This is a genomic window from Arthrobacter sp. SO3 (assembly GCF_020532825.1).
Classification (GTDB): domain Bacteria; phylum Actinomycetota; class Actinomycetes; order Actinomycetales; family Micrococcaceae; genus Arthrobacter.
This window is the reverse complement of sequence record NZ_MQTS01000155.1, coordinates 7893-32912: the sequence shown is the minus strand read 5'-3', so window position 1 is coordinate 32912 and position 25020 is coordinate 7893. Positions and strand designations below refer to the sequence as shown.

Here is a 25020-nt window from a genome sequence, read left to right as displayed (position 1 = left end):
CACCTGCCCCGGCTCCCGCCCCGGCCCCTGCACCCGTTGCCGTCGATGACCCTGCCGGCGCGCAGGCTTATGCGGCGGGCCAACTGGGCTCCTACGGCTGGGCGCCCGGCGAGATGCAGTGCCTGATGAAGCTCTGGACCAAGGAATCGGACTGGGAGACGACTGCCACCAATCCGAGTAGCGGCGCCTACGGCGTGGTCCAGTCCCTGCCGGCCGAAAAGATGGCCAGCGCGGGCGCGGACTACCGGACCAACTACCGCACCCAGATCAACTGGGGCCTGAAGTACGTCAAGGATCGCTACGGCTCACCGTGCGGCGCCCTGAACTTCCACCTGGCCCACCACTGGTACTAAACAGCCGGCGCGGCCTTCCTGAAGGTCCCCGCACCTAGCCACCGGACCGGTTGGGGAGGTACTGCACCGCCCATTTGTTGCCGTCCGGGTCGGCAAAATAGACGAAATGCCCCCAGTCCTGGACGTCGACGTCGCTGACATCCACGCCGTTGTCCTTGAGCTGCTTGTGGGCGGCCTGGATGTCGCTGACCACAAGCTGCAGGCTGGGGGCGGTGCCCGGCGGGGCATCATTGAGGCCCTCGCCAATGGCGATCGAGCAGCCGGAGCCCGGCGGTGTCAGCTGGACGAAACGGATACCCTCCACGGGCCGCTCGTCGTAGTCGGCGTTGAAGCCCACCTGGTTGACGTAGAAGTCCTTGGCGCGGTCCACGTCGGAGACCGGGACAAAGACGAGTTCAAGTTTCCAGTCCATGCGGCTCAGGGTAGTCCGGGACAGCCGGTACCGGAAGCGGAAATCCCAAGGTCGTGGAAGCCGCCGCACAGACGGCTGCCACGTAGGGCGGCTGGTTTAACCGGCCACGCCGTAGAGCCGGTCGCCGGCGTCGCCCAGGCCCGGGACGATGTAGGACTTTTCGTTGAGCTTCTCGTCAATCGAGGCGAGCACGATCGTCACGTTGGCGTCGGCCAGCTCTTCCTCCAGCTTGGCCAGGCCTTCCGGGGCGGCGAGCAGGCAGATGCAGGTGACGTCGGAGGCGCCCCGCTTGAAAAGGAACTTGATGGCCTCGCGCAGCGTGCCGCCGGTGGCGAGCATGGGGTCCAGGACGAAGATCTGACGGTCGGTGAGGTCCTCGGGGAGCCGCTCGGCGTACGTGATGATATCCAGGGTCTCTTCATCGCGGGCCATGCCCAGGAAGCCGACCTCGGCCGTGGGGACCAGCTTGGTCATGCCCTCGAGCATCCCGAGTCCGGCGCGCAGGATGGGAACCACCAGCGGGGTGGGCTTGGTGAAGGCGGTGCCGATGGTGGTGCTGACCGGAGTGTCGATGGTCACCGGTTCGGTGCGTACTTCGCGGGTGGCCTCATACGCCAGGAGCGTGACGAGTTCCTCGGTGAGCTGGCGGAAGACCGGGGACGGGGTGTTCTTGTCCCGGAGAACGGTGAGCTTATGGGCGACCAGCGGGTGGTCCACAACGAGAGTGCGCATGGGTCAAAACTATCACCCGGCGGCCGGGGGCCCGCCCGAGGGGCCGCGGGCACCGACGTCGTTGGAGTCCCCGTCAGCGCTGCTGCCGGTGGAGCCGTCGCGCAGGTGGGCCGGGTGGTCAAAAGTCGGGGCCGGTCCGGCGTGTTCGCGGTGCCGCAGGACATGGAAGAGCCGGTGGGCCAGTATGACGATCCCGACCCAGGCCAGCCCCAGCACCCAGCCGATGATCACATCGGTCATCCAGTGGTGGCCCAGGTACACCCGGCTCATGCCCATTGCGAAGATGAAGATCGCTCCGGCCGCGATCAGGCTGATCCGGGCCATGGTGCGTTTGATCTGCAGGCACGCGAGGTACACCACGAGTCCGATCACCACCGTGGTGTTCAGCGTGTGGCCGCTGGGGAAGGAGGGAGAGTTTTCGTAGGGGGGGACGGCGTCGGCGTGGTCCGGGCGGGACCTGCCGATCAGTTTCTTGCCCACGGCTGTCGCGGTCACGGAGACGGCGGCAGCACCTCCGACCAGGATCAGCGGCCGCCAGGTCCGGCCGGCCCAGATGAGCCAGGCCGTGAGGATGCTGCCCAGGATGGGCATCCCGATCCCGCCCCCGATGTTGGTGAACCCCGTCACGAACGCGTCAAGGCCAGGGTTGCGGAGTTGTTCCATCATTCCGAGGGTGGGCTTGTCCAGGTTGGCCAGGCCGGCGTCGTCCACGACGTTGTCATAGACCTCGGCACTGACCAGCGCCAGGATCAGCACCATCGCGCCGCCGATGAGCATGGTGACCCACAGCGCCGCGTACGGCACCACCCATTTGCCCCAGCGCTGTGTCAGCCAACTCTCTATCCCGGTGTTCACGGTATCTCCCGAATGTTGATGCCGGCAGCCGTGCTGCACAGCGTGCTTAGTACCGAAACTATCATTGAGCCATGACTTCCCCTGAGCCGCGCCATGCCGAATGGATAGGCCTTGCCCTCACCGAGGCGCGTGCCGCGCTGGACACGGCCGACGTGCCGATCGGCGCCGTCGTCATCGGTCCCGACGGCACCGTGCTCGGCAGCGGGCGCAACGAACGGGAGGCCATTGGGGACCCGACGGCGCACGCGGAGATGGTGGCCATCCGCGCCGCGGCCGCGCGGCTGCAGGAACTGGGCGCCGTGGCCGGGAGCGCCGCCGACGGCTGGCGCCTGGCGGACTGCACACTCGTGGTGACGCTGGAGCCCTGCGCCATGTGCGCGGGGGCCGTGGTCCTGGCCCGGATCCCCCGCGTCGTCTTCGGCGCCTGGGACGAGAAGGCCGGGGCCGCGGGCTCCGTGTTCGATGTCCTCCGCGAGCGCCGGCTCAACCACTGGGTGGAAGTGTACGGCGGGGTCCGGGAGCAGGAATGCGCGGCCTTGCTGCGCGACTTTTTTGCCGGGCACCGCGGTGCCTGAGCCCTCGCCAACGCGATTACCCGCGCCATTCCCCGTGCCTGAGGCGAGCGGGCAGCGCTAGCTGCCGGCTGCCGAGCCTGCTGCCGCTGCCACCAGGCCGTCGATCCGTATTTGCCGGGTGGCCGGTGAGTCGGGGCCGAAAGCGCGGAAGTCGCCCAGGTCCTCGCGGATCCATTCCTCGACTTCGGCAATCCGCCGGGTCACGGCGGGCGTGGCTGCGTGGAACACCCAGGGCACGATCTGCTCCCTGCCGGGATCGTACTGCCACAACCCGATGATCCGGCCCCGGTCGAAGATGGGATGGTCCGGGAGGTCCGCCTGCAGCGCCAGCGAACCCAGGGCCTTCGTGTGCTGGTCCTCCTCGGCCAGCATGTCGGCGGCGTTGCGCCGCAGCAGCGCGAGCGAGTCCGTTCCGGCGAGCAGCTGGATCTGCTCGCGGGCCGGCTCCTGGAACGCTACGAGCTGTTCGACGTCGTCGGGCAGCATCCACAGCGTCTCCCCGGAGGCGGTGGGGACCTCCACGGCGCCGGCCGCGGCCAGCGATGCCCTGCTCTGGGCCACGGTGAAGGCCGTGAACCACTGCAACTGTTTGAAGGTGGCGCCTCCGGTCCAGCCAAGGTAGCGGCGGACCAGCTCGGTGCGGGCTTCGTCGTCGTCGAGCGGGCTCGGCGGCAGGTCCCACAGTTCGTAGGCGTAGCGCTGCTGGTCGAGGCGGCCGTTGGCAGGGACCCGGCGGATCCGGCCCTGGGACTGCAGGATGCCGAGGGCCGTGGGCAGTGTGGTGGTGGCGCCCTTTTTCTTGCCTTCCTCGCCGAGGTTCCGCACGGATTCGCCGAGTTCCTCCTTGAGCTGGCGCGGGTCCATCGGGACAGCGGCATCGGCGAGTGTGTGCAGCACCTGCTCCTCGAGCAGGGTGATTTCGCCGCGGTCCACGCCGAGCCTGCCGACCACCTTGACGGCCGCCTCGGCGGCGTCCCGCCCGAGCCGCAGCGCCCAGGCGAAGTCGTCCCGGCCCAGGACGTAGGTACAGCCGCGCGCGGTCGGGAGTTCGAGGATCCGGCGCGCCCCGACGTCGGCGTCCACCTGGGCGCGGCGGATGCCGGCGCGGGCGAAGAGCGTGAGGTAGGGGTTGGCGCCGCCCACGGAACGCGCCCAGCCCGCGCGGGCGAACACCTGCTCCGCGGTGCAGCCGGCCAGCGAGCCGTCCAGGCCCTGTTTGTGCCAGGCCCAGGCGCAGAGCCGCTCCCGGGTCAGGGTCCGGGCCGGCGGCGCGTTCGCCGTCAGGGGTTGCGTGGTCAGGGGCTCGGGCGTCATGGGGTCATTGTCCACCAGCCGGCGCGGCAGGGGAATCTTCCCCGGGAGGCTTTTCCGGCGTGGCATCCGGCTGCTGCGCGGCGGGAGGCTCCGGGTCCACGGCTGCCAGCACGGTCCGGGCCGTGGCATCCCAGCCGGGCAGACGCTCCCGGGCGTCAACCGCGGCGGCCCGCCAGCGGGTGCGGACCCCGGGGTCAAGCAGCCAGCGCCGCAGCACTTTCGTCAGGGGTGCCGGGTCCGTGCCAAGGGCGACGGCGGCACCCGGCAAGGCTGGGGTGCGTTCCGTCGCCGACGTTGGCGCGGGGTTCGCTGCAGGGGTTAGCGCATCAAGCGAGTCGGGCGCCGGCGCAGGGGCGCCGGCTGCGAGCGCTTCGACGGCGCCGGTGCCGGCTCGGACGACCACGGGCACGCCCCGCGCAATCGACTCCGTGACCACAAGGCCGTATGTCTCGGCCTGCGAGATGAGCAGGCTGAGGTCGGCCGCGGACCATTCCGTCTCGAGCGCCGGCCCCCGCAGCTCCCCCGGGATCCGGATGCGGTCCTGCAGCCCCAGCCGCTTCACCGTGTCCCGGAGGATCGCGGCATAGCTGGGATCCGCGGTGTCGGAGCCCAGCAGGGAGGCGGTCCACGGTATGTCCGGCAGGGCCGACAGTGCGGCGAGCAGCAGGGTCTGGTCCTTGTTCGGCAGCAGGGCGGCCACCGCCAGGAAATGCGGCGGCTCCGACCCGGGGGCCAGCGCGGCGCTGTCCGTACCGGGCAGGGCAACCCGCACGCCGTCCAGCCCGTGCCTGGCCCGGATCCCGGCTGCGGCCGAGCCGCTGGTGCAGACCACCCCGGCCGCCGCCCGCAGTGCCCGGCGTTCCAGCCCGGCCTCGTCATGGCCGGCGTCGTCCAGCGGCATGTGCAGCAGGATCCAGGCGGGCCGGCCGGCGGCCGCGGCGGCTGCCAGTTCATCGGGTGCCCCGCACGCGAGGAGCCCGTCGACGAGGGTGACCGTGCGCCCGGCGCGGGCATCCATACTGACGGTGTCGTTGCGGGCGACGTTGATTCCGGGACGGTCGCCGCCGCGCTCCTCGCCGTCGCACAGGAGGGCGGCCAGCCGCTGCCGGTCCGCTGCGCTGCCGACCGGCCAGCCGCCGTCGAGCGGGCAGATGTCCACTTCAACGCCCAACCCGGCGAGCTCCCGGGCGAGGGCCGCGTTGTAGACGTTGCCGCCCGAGTTGTGGCGCACGCTGCCGGGCACCACGAGGCGGACTCGGAGGCCGTCCTGGTGCACGCTGTTCCCGGCTGGCACCAGAGTCCTAGCTGGCCTCAAAGTCGAGCGAGTAGCTGGCCCAGGCGTCGGGGGTTTCGCGCAGGGTGACGTCCAGTCCGGCCAGCTCACGCCCGTCCGCGCCGGGACGGATCTGCGCTGCCACGGCGTCGGCGACGTACTGGGCCAGGGCCTCGGTGGTGCTGAGCCTGCCGGCAAAGTCCGGGTGCTCGTCCAGGTTCTTATAGTTCAGGTCTTCGAGGATTGCATCCAGCACCTCGCCGGCCTCGCCGATGTCCAGCACGATCGAGTCCTCGTTCAGACGCCGGCGGCGGAAGGTCACCTCCGTGACGAAGGTGGCGCCGTGCATGCCCTGGGCGGGGCCGAAGGCCGGGCGCGGGAGGCTGTGGGCGATCATGAAGTTGCGGCGGACGGTCAGGCTGAACACGGATTTACCTCGTGGCTTCTGTGGGGGTTGATGCGGTGGCGTGGTCTTCACTGGCGTGGCCTTCACTGGCGGTGTCTTCACCGACGGGGTCGTCGCCGGACGGGTATTCGATGACGTGGCAGAGCGCGTCCAGTGCGCCGTCGGAGAGCCGCTGGACGACGTCGGGCAGCTCAGCCAGGGCGGACGAGCCGGTGAGGAACGCGTCGAACCCGGGATCGCTCAGCAGCGAGACGGCGAGCCGGAGCCGGTCGGCGTTGGTGCGGCGGTGGCGGCGCGCGCGGGCCACCACGCCGACCTGGCTGGCGCGGATCGACAGCCGGCGCGCGTGGAAATCCTCGCCGAGCGGCACGGTGACTTTGCGGTCGGCGTACCAGGACATTTCGATGACGTCGCCGTCGTCACCCGCGAGCTGCAGTGCCCGTTCAAGGCCTGCCTCCGACGCGGAGCAGTGGATCACGATGTCGCAGTCCCCCAGGGCGTCATCGGGGTGGCTGAACTCGACGCCGAGCGTTTCGGCGAACGCCCGTTTGGCCGGGTCGACGTCGACCAGCTGCAGCCGACCGAGCGGGAAGGTGCTCAGGAGCTTGGCCACCATGCCGCCGACGAGGCCGGCGCCGATCACGGCGACGCGGTCGCCGAGGCGGGGCCCGGCCTCCCAGATCCCGTTGATCGCGGTTTCAACGGTGCCGGTCAGGACGGCGCGGCGGGCGGGGACATCTTCCGGCACCACGGTGAGTGATTCCACCGCGACGACGTAGCGGTCCTGGTGCGGGTACAGGCAGAAGACCGTCTTCCCCAGCCAGTCCGCCGGGCCGTCCTCCACCACGCCCACGGAGAGGTAGCCGAATTTCACCGGGGACGGGAAGGAGCCCTCCTGGTTCGGGGCGGCCATCTCCTCCGCCACACATTCCGGGACGCGGGCGTTGTGCACGACCAGCTCCGTACCTTTGCTGATGCCCGAAAACAGGGTGCGGACCAGCGCTTCGCCGGGGCCCGGGACGGGCAGGTCCTCGCGCCGAAGCTCCCCTTTCCCGGGGCCGACGGTCCAGTAGGCGGTGGCTGTGGTGTGCTGTGCTGGCTGTTTGGCTGCGTTAGTCATCTTGCTGACGAATCTAGTCCCCTGTCCATTCGCGGGGAAGTACGGACGGCCCCGGGCGCGCCGCCGTGGACGGTGGTTGGCGGTCTCTTGGGGGAGCCATTCTCCGTCCGGGTGGCGGCATCCGCGGTGTGTTGTGGCCTCGTTTTGTGGATGAGCGCTTTGCTCCGGTAACCTATTCAGGTTGGTGACGTGTCCGAGCGGCCGAAGGTGCAACACTCGAAATGTTGTTTGGTGAAAGCCAACGTGGGTTCAAATCCCACCGTCACCGCGAATGAGAAAGGCCCTGCTTCCTTTGCAAATAAGGGAAGCGGGGTCTTTTGCTTTGTCTGGAACGGGCCAGCGGTAACGCAGCGGTAACAAATTTCCCGCAGCGCTCTGTGTTCAGCCACGCCGAGGCAACGCGCGCGGCCGGCGAACGACACTCATCGGGCCCACCGGATGGCCGGGCAAGGAAACTCAGCTGGACACTGTCATCCCCAGCCGACGGCATGTGAGACAGCGAAAGAGTGCCAACAATGGCCCGGCCGGGCCGTTGTTGGCACCCGTTGAGACTGAACCCTACGGCGACTCCGGGCCCACGTAGAATCGCCAGGAGGAGCCAGGCTCGGGTCGATCTTAGCTGCGATCTCCTGCGTGATCAGATCACAGGCCGGGTTGCCAGATCTGGATGAGGGCGACTGCGTCGACGACGAGGGCTGACCCTTTGCCCGCATCCCCCCAGGAAAAGGGCAGTCATCGAAGCCCTAGCACCCGATGCGCCACAGGCCTCTGGTCAGCTCTTCGGCTGCCTGCTCAACGGTCAGGAAGAGGCGATGTACGGGTTCGTCGGTCACCGGCTCATCGTCTGCGCTGAAATGTTCCAGGTTTTGTACAGGACTAACAGCACTACGACCCAGCCTGCATCGCACAGAATCCGATTGCGGGAACTGGAAAATCACCGCATTCATGTGGCTGATGGGGCGGTCCCTCCACTAAATCAGCGAACTAGTTCAGTTCGGCCGACTCCTCATCTCCGAGCTGGCCGGCCCCAATGCGGGCCATCGGCCGGGCCTAGGAACGTCCCGGATCGTCAGCCACGTCTGACTCACCCGCCGCCGAGGCCTCCCACCGAAGTGAATTCCATAGACTTCCTAGTGGCCCAGTAGGCGTGAATCTTCGGCATGCCGAAGTTCAGTATTTCCCTTTACCTGGGCGCGGGTGAGCATCCGCGGGAACTGCGTCCCCAAGCGATCAGGTCGGATACGCACGCGTAACCCTCGGGACCTTCTGCCAGGAACGCGAAGGCCAGCGATGGCGAGAGCGTTCCCCATTCCGGAGTTGAGGTAATTGAGAGGCCAGCATCACCCGGAATGGCCAAATAGTAAGGTGCCTTATGATTTAGGTATACAGTGCCACGGTGCACCGGGAGGAACGGATATGGTGGCGGAATCGCCGAGCTCCATCAGAATTGACGTGGTCGGCGGACGTTACCGGCTTGGCGAGGTGGTCGGCCGTGGCGGCATGTCGTCCGTCTACCGTGCAACGGATGAGAATCTGGGCCGGGACGTCGCGTTGAAACTCTTCGCACCTCAGGCGCCAGACGCGGACGAACTCAAACGCCAGGAAGTTGAGATTCAGCTGCTCGCGACGCTTAACCACCCCAACCTCGTGACGCTGTTCGACGCCGGCATTGACACCCGCATCCCGGACGAACCGCGGCCCTTCCTGACAATGGAACTGGTCGGCGGACAGGACCTGCGCAGCCGGATCAGGCACAGTGCTGTCCCCCTGGACGAGCTCGCGGTCATCGGAGCCGGAAGCGCAGACGCGTTGGCGTATGTCCACGACATGGGCGTCATCCACCGGGATATCAAGCCGGGCAATATCCTTTTAGTTCAGACGCGCCCCGGGGAGCCGCTCAGGGCCAAGGTCACAGACTTCGGGATTGCCAGGATCGCCGACTCAACACGCCTGACTGCCACTGGGGCGATGGTGGGAACCGCAGCGTACCTCAGCCCTGAACAAGCCATGGGCTCTCCGCTCAGCCAGGCCACTGACGTGTATTCGCTGGGGCTGGTCCTGCTCGAATGCGTCAAACAGGCAATGGAATACCCCGGGAGCGCCGTGGAATCCGCCGTCGCCAGGCTGCACCGCACCCCGAACATTCCCGAGGATCTCCCGGCGCAGTGGGCCGACCTGATCCGGTCGATGACGGCAATCGATCCGCTGGAACGCCCGACAGCCGCCGATGTTCAGACAGCACTGCGGCAGGCACTTGTCTCGCCGGCATCAACCCCTGGCGAGCTTCCACCGGGAACCCCGCAAGTGCTGCCGGTCAGGCCCCTCAGTGCCGTCACCATCACGACAAAGTCCCCGGCCCCCAACCTCTCCCCCGGCCCAGCCAACGATCACACCCACGCCCGGGACTGCAGCGGGACCGACGCCGCCACCCATACTGACCCGATGTTCCCCGGTAACGATCAGACAAGGGACCGCCCGGCAACGCACCGGAGGTCCCGGTCATTCCGTCCGGGACACAAGAGGCGGTTTCCTGCGGTCGCAATCCTGACCGTTCTCGTGCTGGGGGGCGGGGCGACGGCAATCACGGCGAGCATGGCGCAACCGTCCACGTCCGTTGTTGTGCCGTACCCGACGGTCACCGGCGCGCTGGGAGATCACCTCCAGGAACTTCAGAAGAGTGTCGAACCATGACCCGCAATCAACCCAAGCGTCCACGCCCTGGAATTCGGGGAATTGGCCTTGCCGCCGCCCTGGTTCTGGCGGCTTCCCTTACCGGCTGCGGACCGGCCGACACCGGCCTGCCACGCGAGGCATCCCGGCAGCTTCAGGAACTAGTTCTGGGCGTGAGCCAGGCGGCGGCCGCGAATGATCATTCAGCCGCGCTCGGAACCCTGGAGACCCTGGAAGCGGACCTGACAACAGCGGCCGCCAGCGGTCAGGTTTCCGAGGAACGGCGCCGGCGCATCATGACCAGCATCGCCGCCGTCAGGGCCGACCTCATGGCTGCCATTGACGCGGCCGCCGCAGGGGCGAAAGCGGCGGAGGAAGCGGCAGCCGCCGCTGCCGCGGCAGACGCGGAAAAGGCCAAGGCCGATGCGGACACGGAAGGGGTGGCGAGATCAGCACAGGAATACACGGCGCCGGTAGTTGCAGTCCCTCTCCCGGCACCCCACCAAGCACCTGGACAGAAGAAAGGCAACGAGGGCAAAGGCAAAAACAAGGACAACTGACCACGCACACGAGCATCAGCACCCTGTTCAGTCATCCGGTGACCGCTGTCATCCGGTGAACTGATATCAGGCCAGATGTCTAACAGTTGATGTGCATGTCTGTCGAGAAATTTGAGAACTTGCTCCGCTACGCGCTACGCCTCACTGATTGAGCCGATGACCTCTATGACCTCTATGACCTTGACGACTGTCCGTAACCGACGATGCGTTTATACGACACCGTAAAACCGCCCGGTAGGGTGTCCCTCTACGGGACACTCGCGATGCATTTGCGTAGTCCTTTGAGCGGCGTGCACCCCGCTCGGAGGGAAGGGGTCACCCGCTACGGTGATCTTCTATTGACACAATGCTACTCAGACAGAATCGGGGCACGTCCATGAATGCAAGTTTGGTTCCTGCCAGCTCGGCATCTTCTGCGGATTGGCTAGCCCGCGGCTTTCCGGACCCTCCGCTTCTCGTGAGCACGTTTGTGCCAGAGACTTTTCCGGCAGTCGTTCGTGTTCTAAATCCCTTTGTTGGCGCCGCCGAGCGGAAACTCTCTTGGGCCGCCGTTGCGCAGGAGCTGGGCATTCCCCTAAAGGGTGCCGCCGTTGGTGACCACCTTTGCCAGGACTACGAGGCCAAAACGGGTGAGAAGATCAATGTCGATTTCGGGACACTCGATTACAAGGTTGCATCTTCCTTGGCAGACGTTCTCAGCCGATACACGACCACGCCCGACAAATGCTTCTTCGCCGTCTGGGCAGGCTACTCCGACATTAGGGACGAGCTCACCGGAGCGCCCGTGATAGTCCTTCCCCCCAAGCGCGAGATGTACCTCCTCGAAGGACCCGTCCGGGCTGCAACGGAGGCGTTCGATGAACAACGTTACAGGCGCAGTCTGCGGTGGTGGCCGGCTGATCGATCCTGGTGCGTAGGAAATGATCTTTACGCCGATTCTGTCTACATCGCTGGTTCCAAAGCCTGCGTCTCGGCTCTGGTAGATGATCCCGGCCTAGAAACCCTAGTTGTCGATCCCGCCGACATTCATCCCGGAATCTACGCATAACCACTTCGAGGTTGAAGCCAGGTGGCGTCCATATGGGGATCGGCGAACGGGCAGGGATTTTGAAGCCGTTGTTGGTGCTTGCGTTGCAAATCCCGACGTGATCAGACCCTCTAGAGCTTTTGCCACTTCGACATTGCACCTGCAACACTCAGGTCATCGGCTTCGGCTCGTCTCGGCCAGTTCACCATGAAGAGATCGGACTCATCGATGGCCATGACTTCTCTGACCAAGGCCCGGCTGAGGAAATCAACATTGATCGTTCTCGTGGTCACCATTGTCACTTTCGTGGTGGCCCTCACTAGCGGGGAGTCGGACCACGGATCCTCCCCATTGCTGACCATCATCTATCAGGGCCTCGGCGCCATCGCGGGAGGGGGTACAGCCTTCGTGGTGGTCTTTGTTCCCCTGTATTCGTGGCAGGAAAGCCGCAAGAACCGAGGCGAAGACGATCGTTCTCAGTGAGCACCGCGTCCGGTAGAGGATCGGCTTACGGGCGCCTTACGTTGTGGAGGTCAGTTTCGAAAACACTTGATCATTGGAGATGCGCGCCAAGGTGCTTTGACCGAGAGCGCTCATCCCTGGATTGGTCTCCCGGTAGTACCAGACCAGGCCCATTGCCTGCTGGAACGCCCACGCGGCTCCGCGCCACCACTCGAGCTCATCGCAGGCGAGGTCATTGCGGATAAGTGCCCGTCTGCCGTCATCGAGCATGTGCCACGCGGCAACGAGATCCAGAGAAGGGTCAGCAGGAGCGAAACCCCCACCATCTAGCACACCTATGAGTCGGTCGCCCTCGACGAGGAGATTACCGGGGATCAGATCACTGTGGTTCATCACTACCGATCTAGCTGCCGGCAGGCTTCGGAATGCTTCCCACAGGGTTCGGAGCCGATCGACGGGCAGCAGGTCGGTGCTTTCATGGAAGCAGACCTCCATCCACTCGTCAGATTCTTTCAGGTCTCCGCCCCGGCCGGTGCTGGCAAAGGGCCGGCCTCTCGTGTCGGCGGCACGAAACGAACAGATGAGGGCGACAAGGTCACGGGCGAATGGTTCGGAGTGCGATAGGCCATTGGGGGTTGCAGTAATGCCAGGTACCCAGGTCTGCACCGACCACGGCAGCGGATAGTCGTACCGTACCCGGGATCGACCATGGCAACTGGCACGGGTGTGGGGAACGGGCAGCATGCGGCTAACTCGCGCATTGCTTTGGATTCTTCAGCAAGTTCAGCGCTGACAGAAGCCGGGTCAGCGTAGCGCAGTGGGAAGCGGGCGGCGAGGTCGGAGCCGATCGTGAATATGGCGTTGACCGTGCCATCCGCCACTATGCGACGGACGGGCTCATCGCGCCATTCCGGAAACTGAGCCGCGATCATCTGCCGAGCAACGTTCTCACCTACGGGCAGCTCATTGTCGTGCATTGCCATGTAGGTCGACGCTACCTTATTCGGACCAAGGTCCCAGCAGAGGATCCGCCCACGGCACATAATCGCAGTGCAGAGGACTTCTGACATTCAGTGCAGGCGACTTCTGAAAATGACAACTGGACCGGTTGGGCCGATCCACCGCCAACATGCTGGAGCTGGCCACCATACTACGGGCGCGAGGGATCGGTCTTCGCGTGCTGAACCTCGGCGGCGGCGACGTGGACACCGGCACGCCGATGGGCGGCATGGTCTTCACCGTCATGGCAGCACTGGCGCAGATGGAACTTGAGATCCAACGGGAACGGATCACCGATTCGGTATCCAAGCGCCGGGCCGCCGGCAGGGACCTGGGCGGGCGCCGGGAACGGTTCACCGACAGCCAAATCGAGAATGCGCGCCGCCTAATCGACGCCGGGCAAGCGGGTGCTGTTACCCGTACGTCGATCATTGAATTTGATGCCGCGGATGGACTCTTGCGGAGTGTGCGCGGCTGGGCTCGCCGGCGTGGTCGATGTCCCGTATCAGCGGCGGATTGAGGCGCGCCTGCCGCTCTCGGCAAACCCGGAAGCTCCGGTGTGCGCGCCGGTGTAGGGATGGTGACGTTGGCCCCGGCACTGTTGTGCCGGGGCCCGTATCCGGCTGCTATTTCTTGCCGAGGAATATCGGGTTGGTGAGTGCAGCCATGGGGCCGAGCTGGAGCGTCGTTCCCATGGCCGTCCCGTTACTCGGGGTGCCGTCGGCCATCGGGTGGCGCACCTCCACCCGGGCGTAGGCTGCGAGCTGGGGAGTCGTGATCCAGGTGCTGGTGCCCTGGCCCGAGGCCGGAAGGGTGGTCTGCTGGGTTTGGCCTTCGTCTGTGATGAAGCGGACCACGCCGTTGGGCACGCCGGAGATCTTCGCCGTGACCATTACCCGGGCATCCGGCGCGACATCGAGTCGTTCCCCCACGCCGGCGGCGGATACCGTCGAGGATGGCGGTGCGGGACAGCGCGGCGGCGTTCACGACGTTATGGGGGAAGCCGATGACCTGGGGTGCGCTGTGGGCGTCGCTGTTGCCCATCGCCGGGAGCCAGTGTCCGCCGGTGCGCACGGAGGGGGCCAGCATGGAGTCCCACGAGTTGATGGCGTATTCGTCGTCGGCGGTCCAGCGACCGGTCCATACCTCGACTGCGTCGGCGTCGTCGTAGCCGAACTTCCAGCGGCAGGCGACGGACGGGCAGTACGGGTGGGCGGGGACCACAAGGCCTCCGGAGGCATGGATCCGCTGGGCTTCCTGCTCGAACCCTTTGTCGCGGGCCCGGTAGCGCCAGTCGATCCACTCCCCGGGCTCGAGCCCGAAGGCGAGGTAGTGCCCGTTGCGGGTCGTCACTTCCTCACCCGTGAGGATGAGCAGGTCGTTGCCGGCCAGCGGCCCCCAGACGCCGTGGGAGGCCGGGGTGTTGTGGTCCGTGCTGATCATGAAGTCCAGGCGCGGCCCGTATTCGAGTGTGACATTGACGGTGTAACCCATCCCCTGTTCGGCGACCTGGTACGGCCCCAGTGCGATGTTCCAGGTTCCCTTCCCGACCGGGCCGGGCAGGTAGCCGGGGGTGGCCTCGGCCGCGGAGATGAAGAACTCGTTGCGGAATCCCCCGACCAGCCGCGGAAGCCCTTGCCGGCCAGGTCGGTTCCCTTCTCGTCGAAGACGCCGATGTCGCAGGCGTTGTTCAGGAGCCCGGAAGCGACGGTCGGCTTGCTGTACGTGTAGGAGACGCTGATCTTGTTGACGCCGGCCGGCACCTCGACGGGAAGGTAGACAAAGTCCGCGGCCCCCGGATCGAAGTGACCGGTGAGGGTCTTGGTCTTGCTGGTCCCCGTGTCAGCAGCCGCGAAGCTCATGGGCGCCAGGGTGATGGCGGCGCCGGTCAGCGCCGCGGCCAGGAATCCCCGGCGGCTGGGCGAAAGGGGAGCATTGTCGGTCTCGTGGGCCTGGCAGGGTGAAGTCACCGGCCTATGGTCCCCGTGCAAACTGAAGGAACACATCCGTGAAGGAAACTACGCCTGAACCAAGCCGCCGCCCGTCATGAACCGGACCGCCCGCCCCCCACACCACAGGACGGGTCCGCCAGCCGGGCTCAAGGGTCCCCGCGGCGCCGGCGGCGGTGCTGGTCAGCCACGCAATGGCATCGTGCCCGGAGATGAAGGCCCTCTACGCTCGGGTACCGATAAATCGCCGGAAACATCCGGGGAACCTCTGGGGGCTTGTGGCGCACGGCCCAGACCAAAAGGACCAGGAGCCCACCTTCGATATTTACTGCGGGACCCGTCAAACGATGGGCGAGAGGAAGCCCTGCCGTGCTCGCAACCTGGCGTTCATCAAGGCGCCAACACTGGTTCATTACCAGTAAGTAACGTGGCGAGCTCTTGATGCGAACCAACCCCTTTGAGAGGCTCCCGAATGAGCACGACTCGCACCCGAAGCGTTTTCACTGCCGCGGCCGCCGTCATCCTGGCCGCGTCCGCCATCGGCGGCACCGCGGCCGCTCAGGCCGCCGGCAACAATGACCAGCACGAGGGCAATAACGATTCCGGTAACCACAAGGAAGCGAACACTGCCCTGGCGGACGCGTTCAATGGTGTTGACCGGAACACGACGTGGCAGCAGACCTCGAAGCTGAAACTGAATTTCCCCACCTACCACACGGAGGGAATTGCCTACAGCCAGGACCACATTTTCCTCTCCGCGGTCCAGATCACCGAGCCGACCACGAAGTTCCCGGCCCCTCAGGGCGGGTTCGACCGCACGCCTGGTAAGGGCATAGGCCACCTCTTCGTCATGGACAAATCCGGGAATCTCCAGAAGGACATCATCCTGGGCGAAGGCGACATGTACCACCCGGGCGGCATTGACTTCGACGGGACCAACGTCTGGGTCCCAGTGGCCCAGTACCGGCCCGACAGCAGCGCCATCATCTACCGCGTCGATGCGACCACCCTGAATGTGCACAAGCAGTTCGAAGTCAAAGACCACTTCGGCGGCATCGTGATGGACAAACAGACCGGCCACCTGGTCGGCAACACCTGGGGCTCACGCCGGTTCGCCGAATGGGACCTGCAGGGCAAACAGCTCTCGACCTGGGATAACCCGAACTACTTCATCGACTACCAAGACTGCCAGTACGTGCCCGGCTCCAAGATGCTCTGCGCCGGGATCACCAACCTCCCGCAGACCCCCGCGGCCGGAGGCACAAGTGCCACCTACGAACTCGGTGGCATCGCGATGATCGACCTCAAATCCCACAACGTGATCCGCGATGTGCCGTTCCAGCAGTGGTCCACCGCCGGGCACGTCGCCACCCGCAACCCGTTCAAAATTACCGCCGACGGGAACCACCTCACCCTGAAAGTCGCCCCCGACAACGGCGACGAAGGCAACGGCACAGAAATCCTCACCTACGAAGCCACCGTCACCCCCGCCAAATAACCCACGACGGGCTCGGGTCGCGGTCGCTGACGGATCACCAGCACAGCACGCGACACGGACGCCGTCCACCATTACAGGCACCCCTGAACAGGAACGATTGGACATTCCATGATTGAAAAAGCACAACGATTCACCCGGAAGCGGATCGCCGCCGCGACCGGCGCGGTGGCCCTGGGCGCCTCGGCCCTGACCGCGGGCCTGGTTGGTATTGGCGCGGGCCCCGCCAGCGCCGGCGATAACCACGCCGGCACCGCGACGCCGATCCAGCACGTCGTCGTGATCTACGGGGAGAACGTCTCCTTCGACCACTACTTCGCCACCTACCCCAAGGCCGCCAACGCCCCGGGTGAAACCCAGCAGGGCACCGGCACCAATGCGGCAGCCTTCACCGCGGCGAAAAACACGCCCAAGGACATCAACACCCTGGCCAATGCCGCTCTGCTGGCACCAAACAACCCCAACACGGTCCAGCCGGCCCGGCTCTCCCCCATGCAGGCTGTGACCTGCGACCAGGACCATAACTACACGAAAGAGCAGCAGGCCTACAACGGCGGGGCGATGGATAAGTTCGTCCAGTTCACCAGCCGGGACGCCTGCGGCACCAACCAGTACGGGCGTCCCGGGCTGACTATGGACTACTACGACGGCAACACCGTCACCGGTATCTGGAACTACGCCCAGAACTACTCCATGAGCGATAACCACTTCAGCACCGTCTTCGGCCCCTCGACCCCGGGCGCCCTGAACCTGGTCTCCGGCCAGACCCACGGGGCCACCGAATACACCCCCGCCGGGCAGCCCGTGGCCACGCCGGCAGCCGGATCCAGCGCGGTCCGGCAGCCGGACGCAAACGGCGTCGGCACCGTCATCAACGACCCGGACCCGGTCCACGACGACTGCTCCAACAACAGCCACACCAACCCCAAACCCGGCAACCTGGCCGGCATGACGGGTAAGAACATCGGGGACCTGCTCAACGCCAAGGGCACCTCCTGGGGCTGGTTCCAGGGCGGCTTCACGCCCACCACTGCCGCGACCGCGACCACCCCGGCCTCATGCCTGTCCAGCCACACGAACGCCGCCGGCGCGAGCGTCGTTGACTATTCCCCGCACCACCAGCCGTTCCAGTACTACGCCTCCACCGCCAACCCTCACCACCTGGCACCGGCCACCGACGCGGAAATCGGCCACAACGGCCAGGCGAACCACCAGTACGACCTCACCGCGTTCAACAAAGTGGTCAACACCGACAACATGCCCGCCGTGTCGTTCCTGAAGGCGGGAATGTCCCAGGATGGCCACGCCGGCTACTCGGACCCGGTCGATGAGCAGAAGTTCATCACCAACACCGTGAACCAGATCCAGAAGTCCAAGAACTGGGAGAACACCGCCGTGGTGCTCGCCTACGATGATTCCGACGGCTGGTATGACCACGCCGCAGCCAAGGTCAAGAACTCCTCCAATAGCGCCGATGACGCTGCCTGGTGCCAGAGTGCCGCAGCGGCCGGAGTCCCGATGGCGGGTGGCTACGCTGACCGCTGCGGCCCGGGTCCGCGCCAGCCGCTGGTGGTCATCTCCCCCTACGCGAAGAAGAACTTCGTGGACCACACCCAGACCGACCAAGCCTCGATCCTGCGCTTCATCGAAGAGAACTGGCACACCGGCCAGATCGGGGACGCCTCCGCCGACGCCACCGCCGGCTCAGTGAACGCCATGTTCAACTTCCACCACCAGCGCGACGGCAACGTCCTGCTCAACGAACAAACAGGTGCCATCGCCTCCGTCACCGGGAAGGACAACAACAACGACGGCAACAACGACTCCGACAATCAGGACCGTAAGAGCTCTGGCAGCTGATACCCCTGCGCTGAGGCTTTGAGGGTCTTCGCATCTGAACCACAAAACTCCACGGGCCTGGGACCGGGCACCGTATTCGGCGCCGCAGACCGCGTCGGCCTCGGCGCTCATCAGCGCGTTGATAAAGGTGGTCAGCATGCATGAGATCCGGGGAGGCCTGCTCGAGTTGCTCGGACAGGAAACGGGCAGGGTCGATAACATGGGGTGCGGTCATCGCGTGGTGACTCCTGGAGAGAAGACTTTGGTCGGTCTTTCCAAGAATCACGCGATGGCCGCCTCACGTTCGGGAACAACACGCCCAGGGCCGGGCTGTTACACCACGCGAATGGGCACTACCGCACGGTGGGCCACAGCGCCCCGCATGTTCAGCCGCGCATGTTCATGAGCAGAGATCAACGACCCGGGAATCCCGGACAGTCCGGTTCGCCCGGAGAAGAATCCGGAACCCCTTGCAAGCTGAGTGCCGAGGCGGCAGCGCGTGAATACAACCAGGCCGCGCAGCGTCTGGACAAGACTGTGGGCCCAAGGATCTTTGACCGGTCTCAACCAAATCTGAAAGCCTGGGGGCGCCTGGTGATGCGTTCGTCTACATGTCGTCATAAGCAAACTGATGGACGCCGTCCCGGCCCGGCCATCACACTGATGTCATGGACGACGCCGACAAACAGGACACCATAGAAAAGGTCACGGCCCGGATAGTCGCTCGGCACCCCGACGCTCCCCGCACGCTGGTCGCCAGAGTCGTGGCGGAAGAGTACGACCAACTGGCTTACAGCCGCATCCGCACCTACATTCCGACCTTGATTGAGCACGGGGCCCGGAACAGAATCAGAAGTGAGTTCCCCTCCCGGACCGCAGAAGAAGCCTGAAGCCACCGCGGTCGCTGCGCCGCCTATGCCAGGACGCTGGCGATACCTGCCGAGACCTGACAAGCTCATCGCCACTTCCGCGGCGTGAAACGCCATCCACGTGGACTGTTTCGGTTCGACGCGTCGAACCGAAAGACACCCGGCACCGCCGCCGGCTCGCCGGCCGGCCGAAGCGATATGTTCCGTTAACAGCGGAAGGGTGAGCCAGGCGTGGCGGGAGTTCAGTTTCCCCTACTCGAGGTCAGCGAGGGAATTCTTATTGCCAGCTGCTAAATCTGCTTCACATACCCTCGGCGATCATGCTGTAAAGGGCGAGCAACAAGCCGGCGCCACATATTGCCAGAGCAATGGCTCCTGGCAGCCTGCCACTCTTATCGATGAGAGAGCTCACGCCCAGAATGGCGCCGGTCACGGTCAAGACGGCGACGAAGATCACCACGTAGCCCGCACCATATCCAGATGTGGGGTCCCTGAACGCCCAGGCCATCCATGCGAAGACGGCGGCGTTGGAAATCATGAGGATCAGGGCAAGCAGCCCAGTGGTCATTTTGGCGCTGCGCGCGGGCTTCACGCGGAGCTCATTCAGCGGGCTCGGTCAGCTCAGGCCAGTTGTTCCCAACGCTGTTCACTCCCGTGCTGACAATTCTCGGAGTGAGGGTCGGATCAGGCACGGAATCCAGCGGGCGCTGGACGTCGTTCTTGCCGGTCAGGTCCGGGTCGGGCCATTCAGCAACACGGTCCTTGGGGATGACGACCGGTGACCTGTCGTGGACAGCCCCGACGGCGCCAAGAATCGCGGCCACGGTCACGTTTTCGCCGTTCCCCGAGGCCATCGCCAGTCCGACGACGACGGCTGTGAGCACGACGGCCCCGGCCCAGTAGGTGCGCCAGAACACCCGGATCGTTCGTGCCCGCCTGGCGTTCTTCGCGTTCCATTCCCGCCGCACCCGTTGCACCTCGTCGGTGTGGGACTCGGGGCATTCCCGGAAGGACACGATCGCGGCGTCGGCATCCGCGGGGGTCATGAACTCGCCGAGGAGCCCGCGCACACGGACGAGCACCGCCTCCGTGTCGATCGTGTCGTTCATGCTCTCGTCGAATCCGGTGACGAGGGCGTCGATGAACGCCTGGACGTCGTCGTCCGTCCTCGGGGCTTCGCCGTCGAACTCGCCCTCCCAGAGTTCACGGGCGCGTTCGGCAGCGACCGCTGCGGGTGTTAGTGCTCCGCTTCTGCGGCAGCCTTCCTGGCGTTCTTCTCGGCGTCCTTCTCGGCGCGCAGAGCCTCCGTATCGTGCTGTTCCTCGGCCTTTTCCTGGTGGATGACCTCTGCGAAGAGCTTCTCCATCTCCTTGGCCACACCGGCGGCTGAGGCCGGGTTCTGGCCGGTCACCAGCCGCTCGTCAACGACGACCTTCTCCTCAAAGACATCAGCGAAGACGTGGGTGGCGCCCTGTTCCTCAAGCCGCTCAGCCAAGAAGAACGGGATGACCTTGTCCTTCCCAGCGGCAACTTCCTCGTCGTTGGTGAAGGCAGCCACCTTCCGGCCCTCGACGAGGCGGAACCCGTTCTCCAGTTCCACGTTCAGCAGGCCGGCCGGTCCGTGGCAGACCGCGCCCACCAAGCCGCCGGCGTTGTAGACGCTGGCTACGAGGTTTTGCAAGCCTTCGCTGTCCGGGAAGTCCCACATGGTGCCGTGGCCACCCACGAGATAGACGGCGTCGTACTGTTCGGGGTCAACGACGTCGACGCGGGCAGTGTTGTAGAGGCCGGCGCGCGTTGTCTCGTCCTCCGTGAAGGCGACCTGGATGGGATCTTCTGAGTCCACCACATCGCGCGGGGGCTGGCCGCCCTTGATGGACGCAAAGTCGACGAAATGCCCGGAATCCTTGAAGACCTTCCAGGGATGTGCAGCTTCGGCCACGTTGTAGCCGGTCTGCTCTCCGGTATCGCCGATCTCGGAAACGCTGGTCAGTACCATGAGGATCTTTTTCATGAAGTGTTCCTTTCGTCTAACTTCCACCCTACGCCAGCCCTATTCGGCCCTTCCGTCCCGGGCATGGCGACCCTAAGCTTTCAATCCGGGGCAGTTGCCTCCAATCAAACGGGGGAAAAATGCCAGATGCATGGACGTGCGACCACTGCGGTGCCAGGACATTCAACCGAGAGGTGGAATCCACCTCGTTGGGTGATCGGGCGAAGCAATTTGTGACAGTACCGGCCAGGTGCAGCGACCCCCAGTGTCCCAACAGCGATCCTCAACGGCACGGCTTGGAATGGTGCAGTCCCGCTTAGATGTCGGCCCTTCGCCAGGCGCCCGAGGTGGAGCCCGGATAGTCCGCCAAGCTGGCTCCATCGTTTTGAGACCATGGAGCCAGCCTTTGCGGAATCCGACTCGATCGGAACACCGATATGGTCTCTCCCCAGAAAGATGCCCGGGCCAGATCCCAACGTCAGGCTAAACGGCTTAGCGTTGGCTAGCAATAGGCTTCAATTTGACTTGAAAATTCGGCGCCCTTGTGAATAGTCCGCTTCCAGACTCCCTCCTCCGTGCGCATTACCGGGGTTAATTAGCCGGCGGGACTCACGACGTCTTCCAGCACCGACCGGTCAAAGAAGCGGATTTCTCCAGTTTCCGGAAAGAACACCGGAACCACCGACGTACTGGGGTCCTTCGAGGTTTCGTAGATTTCCGGGGCACCCCCGTGCCTGCGGGCAATTGTTCCGATCAGGTCCGTACCGCGGACCTTGACGGTCCGGTATTTGTAGCTCATTCGGGCTCCTTTAGTGACGTGGGACACAGCATACTCCCCGCGGTCCAGCCCGTCCCGGCCGGGTGGCGGCTGCGTCATGGAAGAACAAGCGGCCCGCACTGGTGCACAATGCGTTCATGACCAATGACGCTCCCCGCCCGGTCTACTTCCTTTCGGACAGTACGGGCATCACCGCAGAAACGCTCGGCAACACCCTGCTGACGCAGTTTCCCGCGAACGAATTTGACCGCATCACGGTCCCCTTCATCACCACCGTCGACCAGGCACGGGCGGTCGTCAAGGTGATCGACAACCTCGCGGCCACCGGCCTGCAGCCGATCGTCTTCTCCACGGCTGTCGGCAGCGACATCCGCCAGACGCTGGGCACCTGCAAGGCGATCATCGTGGACCTCATCGGGACCCACGTCGGCGTGCTGGAGAGCGCCCTGGGCACGCCGGCCAGCGGGGAACCGGGGCGGGCACACGGCCTGGGCAACGCCGCCCGCTACCAGTCCCGGATGGCCGCCGTCGAATACGCAATGGAGCACGACGACGGCCAGAGCCTGCGCGCGCTCGAAAAGGCCCAGGTCATCCTGGTGGCCCCGTCCCGCTGCGGCAAGACGCCCACCACCATGTACCTGGCTCTGCAGCACGGCATCTTCGCCGCCAACTTCCCGCTGGTGGACGAGGACTTTGAACGGGAGGGACTCCCCAAACCGCTGCGGCCGTTCGTCTCGAAGTGTTTCGGCCTCACCACCAATCCCCTGCGCCTGAGCCAGGTCCGCACCGAACGCCGTCGCGGCTCGCCCTACGCGTCGCTGCGGCAGTGCGGCTTCGAACTGCGCAGCGCCGAGCGGCTCTACGTGTCCCACGGGATCCCCTACCTCAACTCGGCCAGCGTCTCCGTGGAGGAAATGGCCGCCACGATCCTGCAACGGATGAACCTCAAGCACTAGGTGCCGCCGTTCACAAGTGTTGCGTGGACCACATCATGTGGAAACACCGGCGCAGACCTGTCACTGTGGACAGGACTCGCGCCCATTAACCGGCGAACGCCCCCGCGCGGGGCGGTGATACCGCATGCCACCATCTGCAAAGGAGCAGCAAACATGACGACAGACATCCTGTGGTTCTCAGAACTCGGCCTCAAGGATCTGGACCGGGTGGGCGGTAAGAACGCCTCCCTCGGTGAGATGGTGCAGAATTTGACGTCTGCCGGCGTCCAGGTTCCGGACGGCTTCGCCACAACAGCAGACGCCTACCGCAGCTTCCTGGCCGGCTCCGGCCTGGACCAGAAAATTGCCGACCGGCTGGTCGGCCTGGACACCGATGACGTGACCGCCCTGGCCGCTGCGGGCCAGGAGATCCGCAAGCTGATGCGCGAGACGCCCTTCCTGCCGGACTTCGAGGCGCAGATCCGCGCCTCATACCAGAAACTGGTTGAAAAGCACGGCGGCTCCGAGGACCTCTCCTGGGCCGTCCGCTCCAGCGCGACCGCGGAAGACCTTCCCGACGCTTCCTTCGCCGGACAGCAGGAAACCTTCCTGAACGTCCGCGGCATCGAGAACATCCTCGTGGCCATCAAGGATGTCTTCGCGTCCCTCTACAACGACCGCGCCATCGCCTACCGCGTGCACCACAAGTTCGAGCACGCCGAGGTCGCACTCTCGGCGGGCGTCCAGCGCATGGTCCGTTCCGACGTCGGCGCCTCCGGCGTCATGTTCACGATGGACACGGAATCCGGGTTCCAGAACGCCGTCTTCGTCACCTCCTCCTACGGCCTCGGCGAGGCCGTCGTCCAGGGCGCCGTGAACCCGGATGAGTTCTACGTCTACAAGCCGGCGCTCGAGGCCGGCCGTCCGGCCATCCTCAAGCGCGGACTGGGCGAGAAGGCCCTCCAGATGACCTACACGAGCAACCGAGAAATCGGCCACACCATTGACTTCGTCCCGGTTGAGGCTTCGCTGCGGAACCGCTTCAGCCTCACCGACGACGACGTCGAGCAGCTGGCCCGCCACGCCGTCGCCATCGAAAACCACTACGGACGCCCGATGGACATCGAATGGGGCAAGGACGGGATCGACGGCGGCCTGTACATTCTGCAGGCACGCCCCGAGACCGTGCAGTCCCGCCGGACCTCCGGCAGCCTGAGCCGTTTCCGCCTGAACGGCACCAGCCGGGTGCTCGTCGAGGGCCGCGCGATCGGCCAGCGCATCGGCGCCGGCAGCGTCCGCATCCTCACCGCGATTGACCAGATGGCCGCCTTCAAGACCGGCGACGTCCTCGTCGCGGACATGACCGACCCGGACTGGGAACCGATCATGAAGCGCGCCTCCGCCATCGTGACCAACCGCGGCGGACGCACCTGCCACGCGGCCATCATCGCCCGCGAACTGGGGATTCCCGCCGTCGTCGGCACCGGCGACGCGACGGATGTCCTCTCCGACGGACTCGAGGTGACCGTGTCCTGCGCCGACGGCGAGACCGGCGTCATCTACGAAGGACTCATCGACTTCAGCGTCGAGGAAACCGAGATCACCCAGTTGCCCGAGGCCCCGGTCAAGGTCATGATGAACGTCGGCACGCCCGAGCAGGCCTTCACTTTCGCCCAGCTGCCCAACCACGGCGTGGGCCTGGCCCGGCTGGAATTCATCATCAACCGCCAGATCGGCATCCACCCCAAGGCGCTGCTGAACCTGGACGACCAGCCCGCGGAAGTCAAAGCGGAAATCCGCGAGCGGATCGCCGCCTATGACGGCCCGCGCGACTACTACATCAAGCGCCTGGCCGAAGGGGTCGCGACCATCGCCGCCGCGTTCGCGCCGGAGCCGGTGATCGTGCGGATGTCCGACTTCAAGTCCAACGAGTACGCCAACCTCATCGGCGGACCGGCTTACGAGCCGCACGAAGAAAACCCGATGATCGGCTTCCGCGGCGCCTCACGGTACCTGGAGCCGTCCTTCCGGGACTGCTTCGACCTGGAGTGCGAGGCCCTGTCCTTCGTCCGCAACGAAATGGGCCTGACCAACGTCAAGCTCATGATCCCCTTCGTGCGGACCGTGGACGAGGCCAGCGGCGTCATCGACCTGCTCGCGGAGAACGGCCTGCGCCGCGGCGAAAACGGCCTCGAGGTCATCATGATGTGCGAGCTGCCGTCCAACGCGCTGCTGGCCGACGAGTTCCTGGACTACTTCGACGGTTTCTCCATCGGCTCCAACGACATGACCCAGCTGACCCTGGGCCTGGACCGCGACTCCGCCATCGTCGCCGGCAGTTTCGACGAGCGGAACCTCGCCGTCAAGAAGCTCCTGAGCATGGCGATCACGGCCTGCAAGGCGC

24 protein-coding genes, 1 tRNA gene and 3 pseudogenes are annotated in these 25020 nt (G+C 65.4%); 13 read left to right on the top strand and 15 right to left on the bottom strand.

Annotated features, from left to right (window positions below):
* Positions 1-353 (top strand): annotated as a pseudogene (locus tag BJQ90_RS14485) (hypothetical protein); the annotation flags it as partial.
* 34 nt (positions 354-387) lie between these two features.
* Here the strand turns inward: BJQ90_RS14485 and BJQ90_RS14480 are convergent.
* From BJQ90_RS14480 to BJQ90_RS14470, 3 genes are all read right to left on the bottom strand, one after another.
* The gene (locus BJQ90_RS14480; protein ID WP_226760946.1) at positions 388-765 is read right to left on the bottom strand and encodes a glyoxalase superfamily protein; all 378 of its coding nucleotides are present in this window, start codon (positions 763-765) and stop codon (positions 388-390) included.
* Positions 766-861: 96 nt separating this feature from the next.
* A complete protein-coding gene (upp, locus tag BJQ90_RS14475; protein ID WP_226760945.1) occupies positions 862-1497 on the bottom strand; it encodes a uracil phosphoribosyltransferase in 636 nt (211 codons plus the stop codon).
* Between the two features lie 12 nt (positions 1498-1509).
* Complete coding sequence (locus BJQ90_RS14470; protein WP_226760944.1) at positions 1510-2352, bottom strand: phosphatase PAP2 family protein; 843 nt, start codon at positions 2350-2352, stop codon at positions 1510-1512.
* A gap of 71 nt (positions 2353-2423) precedes the next feature.
* Between BJQ90_RS14470 and BJQ90_RS14465 the strand changes: the two genes are divergently transcribed.
* A complete protein-coding gene (locus BJQ90_RS14465) occupies positions 2424-2927 on the top strand; it encodes a nucleoside deaminase (RefSeq protein ID WP_226760943.1) in 504 nt (167 codons plus the stop codon).
* A 57-nt stretch (positions 2928-2984) separates the two neighbouring features.
* On the opposite strand, the gene BJQ90_RS14460 is transcribed toward BJQ90_RS14465, so the two are convergent.
* The 4 genes from BJQ90_RS14460 to BJQ90_RS14445 are packed head-to-tail and all read right to left on the bottom strand — an operon-like array spanning position 2985 to position 7040.
* Positions 2985-4241, bottom strand: coding sequence for a DNA glycosylase AlkZ-like family protein (locus BJQ90_RS14460; RefSeq protein ID WP_226760942.1), 1257 nt, complete (start codon positions 4239-4241; stop codon positions 2985-2987).
* 4 nt (positions 4242-4245) lie between these two features.
* Complete coding sequence (locus BJQ90_RS14455) at positions 4246-5535, bottom strand: glycosyltransferase (protein ID WP_226760941.1); 1290 nt, start codon at positions 5533-5535, stop codon at positions 4246-4248.
* A 7-nt stretch (positions 5536-5542) separates the two neighbouring features.
* Entirely contained in the window at positions 5543-5941 is a 399-nt protein-coding gene (locus BJQ90_RS14450) for a 6-pyruvoyl trahydropterin synthase family protein (RefSeq protein ID WP_226760940.1), read from the bottom strand.
* A gap of 4 nt (positions 5942-5945) precedes the next feature.
* Positions 5946-7040: a zinc-dependent alcohol dehydrogenase gene (locus BJQ90_RS14445; protein WP_226760939.1), complete on the bottom strand. Its 1095-nt coding sequence runs from the start codon at positions 7038-7040 to the stop codon at positions 5946-5948.
* A 183-nt stretch (positions 7041-7223) separates the two neighbouring features.
* On the opposite strand from BJQ90_RS14445, the gene BJQ90_RS14440 reads away from it, so the two are divergent.
* The 5 genes from BJQ90_RS14440 (at position 7224) to BJQ90_RS14420 (ending at position 11780) form a co-directional block, all read left to right on the top strand.
* Positions 7224-7308: transfer RNA gene (locus BJQ90_RS14440), tRNA-Ser, on the top strand.
* A gap of 1148 nt (positions 7309-8456) precedes the next feature.
* Positions 8457-9731, top strand: a complete 1275-nt coding sequence (locus BJQ90_RS14435; RefSeq protein WP_226760938.1) for a serine/threonine-protein kinase — start codon at positions 8457-8459, stop codon at positions 9729-9731.
* Positions 9728-10270: a hypothetical protein gene (locus BJQ90_RS14430; protein ID WP_226760937.1), complete on the top strand. Its 543-nt coding sequence runs from the start codon at positions 9728-9730 to the stop codon at positions 10268-10270. Before BJQ90_RS14435 ends, BJQ90_RS14430 begins: the two co-directional genes overlap by 4 nt.
* A 457-nt stretch (positions 10271-10727) precedes the next feature.
* Positions 10728-11318, top strand: a complete 591-nt coding sequence (locus BJQ90_RS14425) for a hypothetical protein (RefSeq protein WP_226760936.1) — start codon at positions 10728-10730, stop codon at positions 11316-11318.
* A gap of 213 nt (positions 11319-11531) precedes the next feature.
* Positions 11532-11780, top strand: coding sequence for a hypothetical protein (locus BJQ90_RS14420; RefSeq protein ID WP_226760935.1), 249 nt, complete (start codon positions 11532-11534; stop codon positions 11778-11780).
* A gap of 36 nt (positions 11781-11816) precedes the next feature.
* On the opposite strand, the gene BJQ90_RS14415 is transcribed toward BJQ90_RS14420, so the two are convergent.
* Complete coding sequence (locus BJQ90_RS14415) at positions 11817-12503, bottom strand: phosphotransferase (RefSeq protein WP_226760934.1); 687 nt, start codon at positions 12501-12503, stop codon at positions 11817-11819.
* A 355-nt stretch (positions 12504-12858) separates the two neighbouring features.
* Between BJQ90_RS14415 and BJQ90_RS14410 the strand changes: the two are divergent.
* Positions 12859-13161 (top strand): annotated as a pseudogene (locus BJQ90_RS14410) (recombinase family protein); the annotation flags it as partial.
* Positions 13162-13463: 302 nt separating this feature from the next.
* On the opposite strand, the gene BJQ90_RS14405 reads toward BJQ90_RS14410, so the two are convergent.
* Together BJQ90_RS14405 and BJQ90_RS14400 are read right to left on the bottom strand one after the other, a co-directional pair.
* Positions 13464-14252 (bottom strand): CehA/McbA family metallohydrolase, encoded by a 789-nt coding sequence (locus tag BJQ90_RS14405; RefSeq protein ID WP_226760933.1) that lies wholly within the window; start codon positions 14250-14252, stop codon positions 13464-13466.
* Positions 14198-14728 (bottom strand): hypothetical protein, encoded by a 531-nt coding sequence (locus BJQ90_RS14400; RefSeq protein WP_226760932.1) that lies wholly within the window; start codon positions 14726-14728, stop codon positions 14198-14200. Before BJQ90_RS14400 ends, BJQ90_RS14405 begins: the two co-directional genes overlap by 55 nt.
* A gap of 451 nt (positions 14729-15179) precedes the next feature.
* Between BJQ90_RS14400 and BJQ90_RS14395 the strand changes: the two genes are divergently transcribed.
* Both BJQ90_RS14395 and BJQ90_RS14390 read left to right on the top strand, forming a co-directional pair.
* Positions 15180-16205: a DUF6454 family protein gene (locus BJQ90_RS14395; protein ID WP_226760931.1), complete on the top strand. Its 1026-nt coding sequence runs from the start codon at positions 15180-15182 to the stop codon at positions 16203-16205.
* Positions 16206-16313: 108 nt separating this feature from the next.
* Positions 16314-18062 (top strand): phospholipase C, encoded by a 1749-nt coding sequence (locus tag BJQ90_RS14390; RefSeq protein WP_226760930.1) that lies wholly within the window; start codon positions 16314-16316, stop codon positions 18060-18062.
* A 51-nt stretch (positions 18063-18113) separates the two neighbouring features.
* On the opposite strand, the pseudogene BJQ90_RS14385 reads toward BJQ90_RS14390, so the two are convergent.
* A pseudogene (locus BJQ90_RS14385) lies at positions 18114-18276 on the bottom strand (IS256 family transposase); the annotation flags it as partial.
* Positions 18277-18709: 433 nt separating this feature from the next.
* On the opposite strand from BJQ90_RS14385, the gene BJQ90_RS14380 reads away from it, so the two are divergent.
* Positions 18710-18931, top strand: coding sequence for a three-helix bundle dimerization domain-containing protein (locus BJQ90_RS14380; RefSeq protein ID WP_226760929.1), 222 nt, complete (start codon positions 18710-18712; stop codon positions 18929-18931).
* Between the two features lie 280 nt (positions 18932-19211).
* Here BJQ90_RS14380 and BJQ90_RS14375 read toward each other — a convergent pair whose 3' ends face one another.
* From BJQ90_RS14375 to BJQ90_RS14360, 4 genes are all read right to left on the bottom strand, one after another.
* Positions 19212-19502 carry a hypothetical protein gene (locus BJQ90_RS14375; protein ID WP_226760928.1) on the bottom strand — a complete coding sequence of 97 codons (291 nt, stop codon included), beginning with the start codon at positions 19500-19502 and terminating at the stop codon, positions 19212-19214.
* A gap of 7 nt (positions 19503-19509) precedes the next feature.
* Positions 19510-20019: an SOS response-associated peptidase gene (locus BJQ90_RS14370; protein ID WP_226760927.1), complete on the bottom strand. Its 510-nt coding sequence runs from the start codon at positions 20017-20019 to the stop codon at positions 19510-19512.
* Between the two features lie 128 nt (positions 20020-20147).
* Positions 20148-20924, bottom strand: coding sequence for a type 1 glutamine amidotransferase domain-containing protein (locus tag BJQ90_RS14365; protein WP_226760926.1), 777 nt, complete (start codon positions 20922-20924; stop codon positions 20148-20150).
* Between the two features lie 574 nt (positions 20925-21498).
* Positions 21499-21702 carry a hypothetical protein gene (locus BJQ90_RS14360; protein WP_226760925.1) on the bottom strand — a complete coding sequence of 68 codons (204 nt, stop codon included), beginning with the start codon at positions 21700-21702 and terminating at the stop codon, positions 21499-21501.
* 116 nt (positions 21703-21818) lie between these two features.
* Between BJQ90_RS14360 and BJQ90_RS14355 the strand changes: the two genes are divergently transcribed.
* Positions 21819-22637, top strand: a complete 819-nt coding sequence (locus BJQ90_RS14355) for a pyruvate, water dikinase regulatory protein (protein ID WP_226760924.1) — start codon at positions 21819-21821, stop codon at positions 22635-22637.
* 153 nt (positions 22638-22790) lie between these two features.
* A partial coding sequence (ppsA, locus tag BJQ90_RS14350; RefSeq protein ID WP_226760923.1) for a phosphoenolpyruvate synthase occupies positions 22791-25020 on the top strand: 2230 nt, incomplete at its 3' end.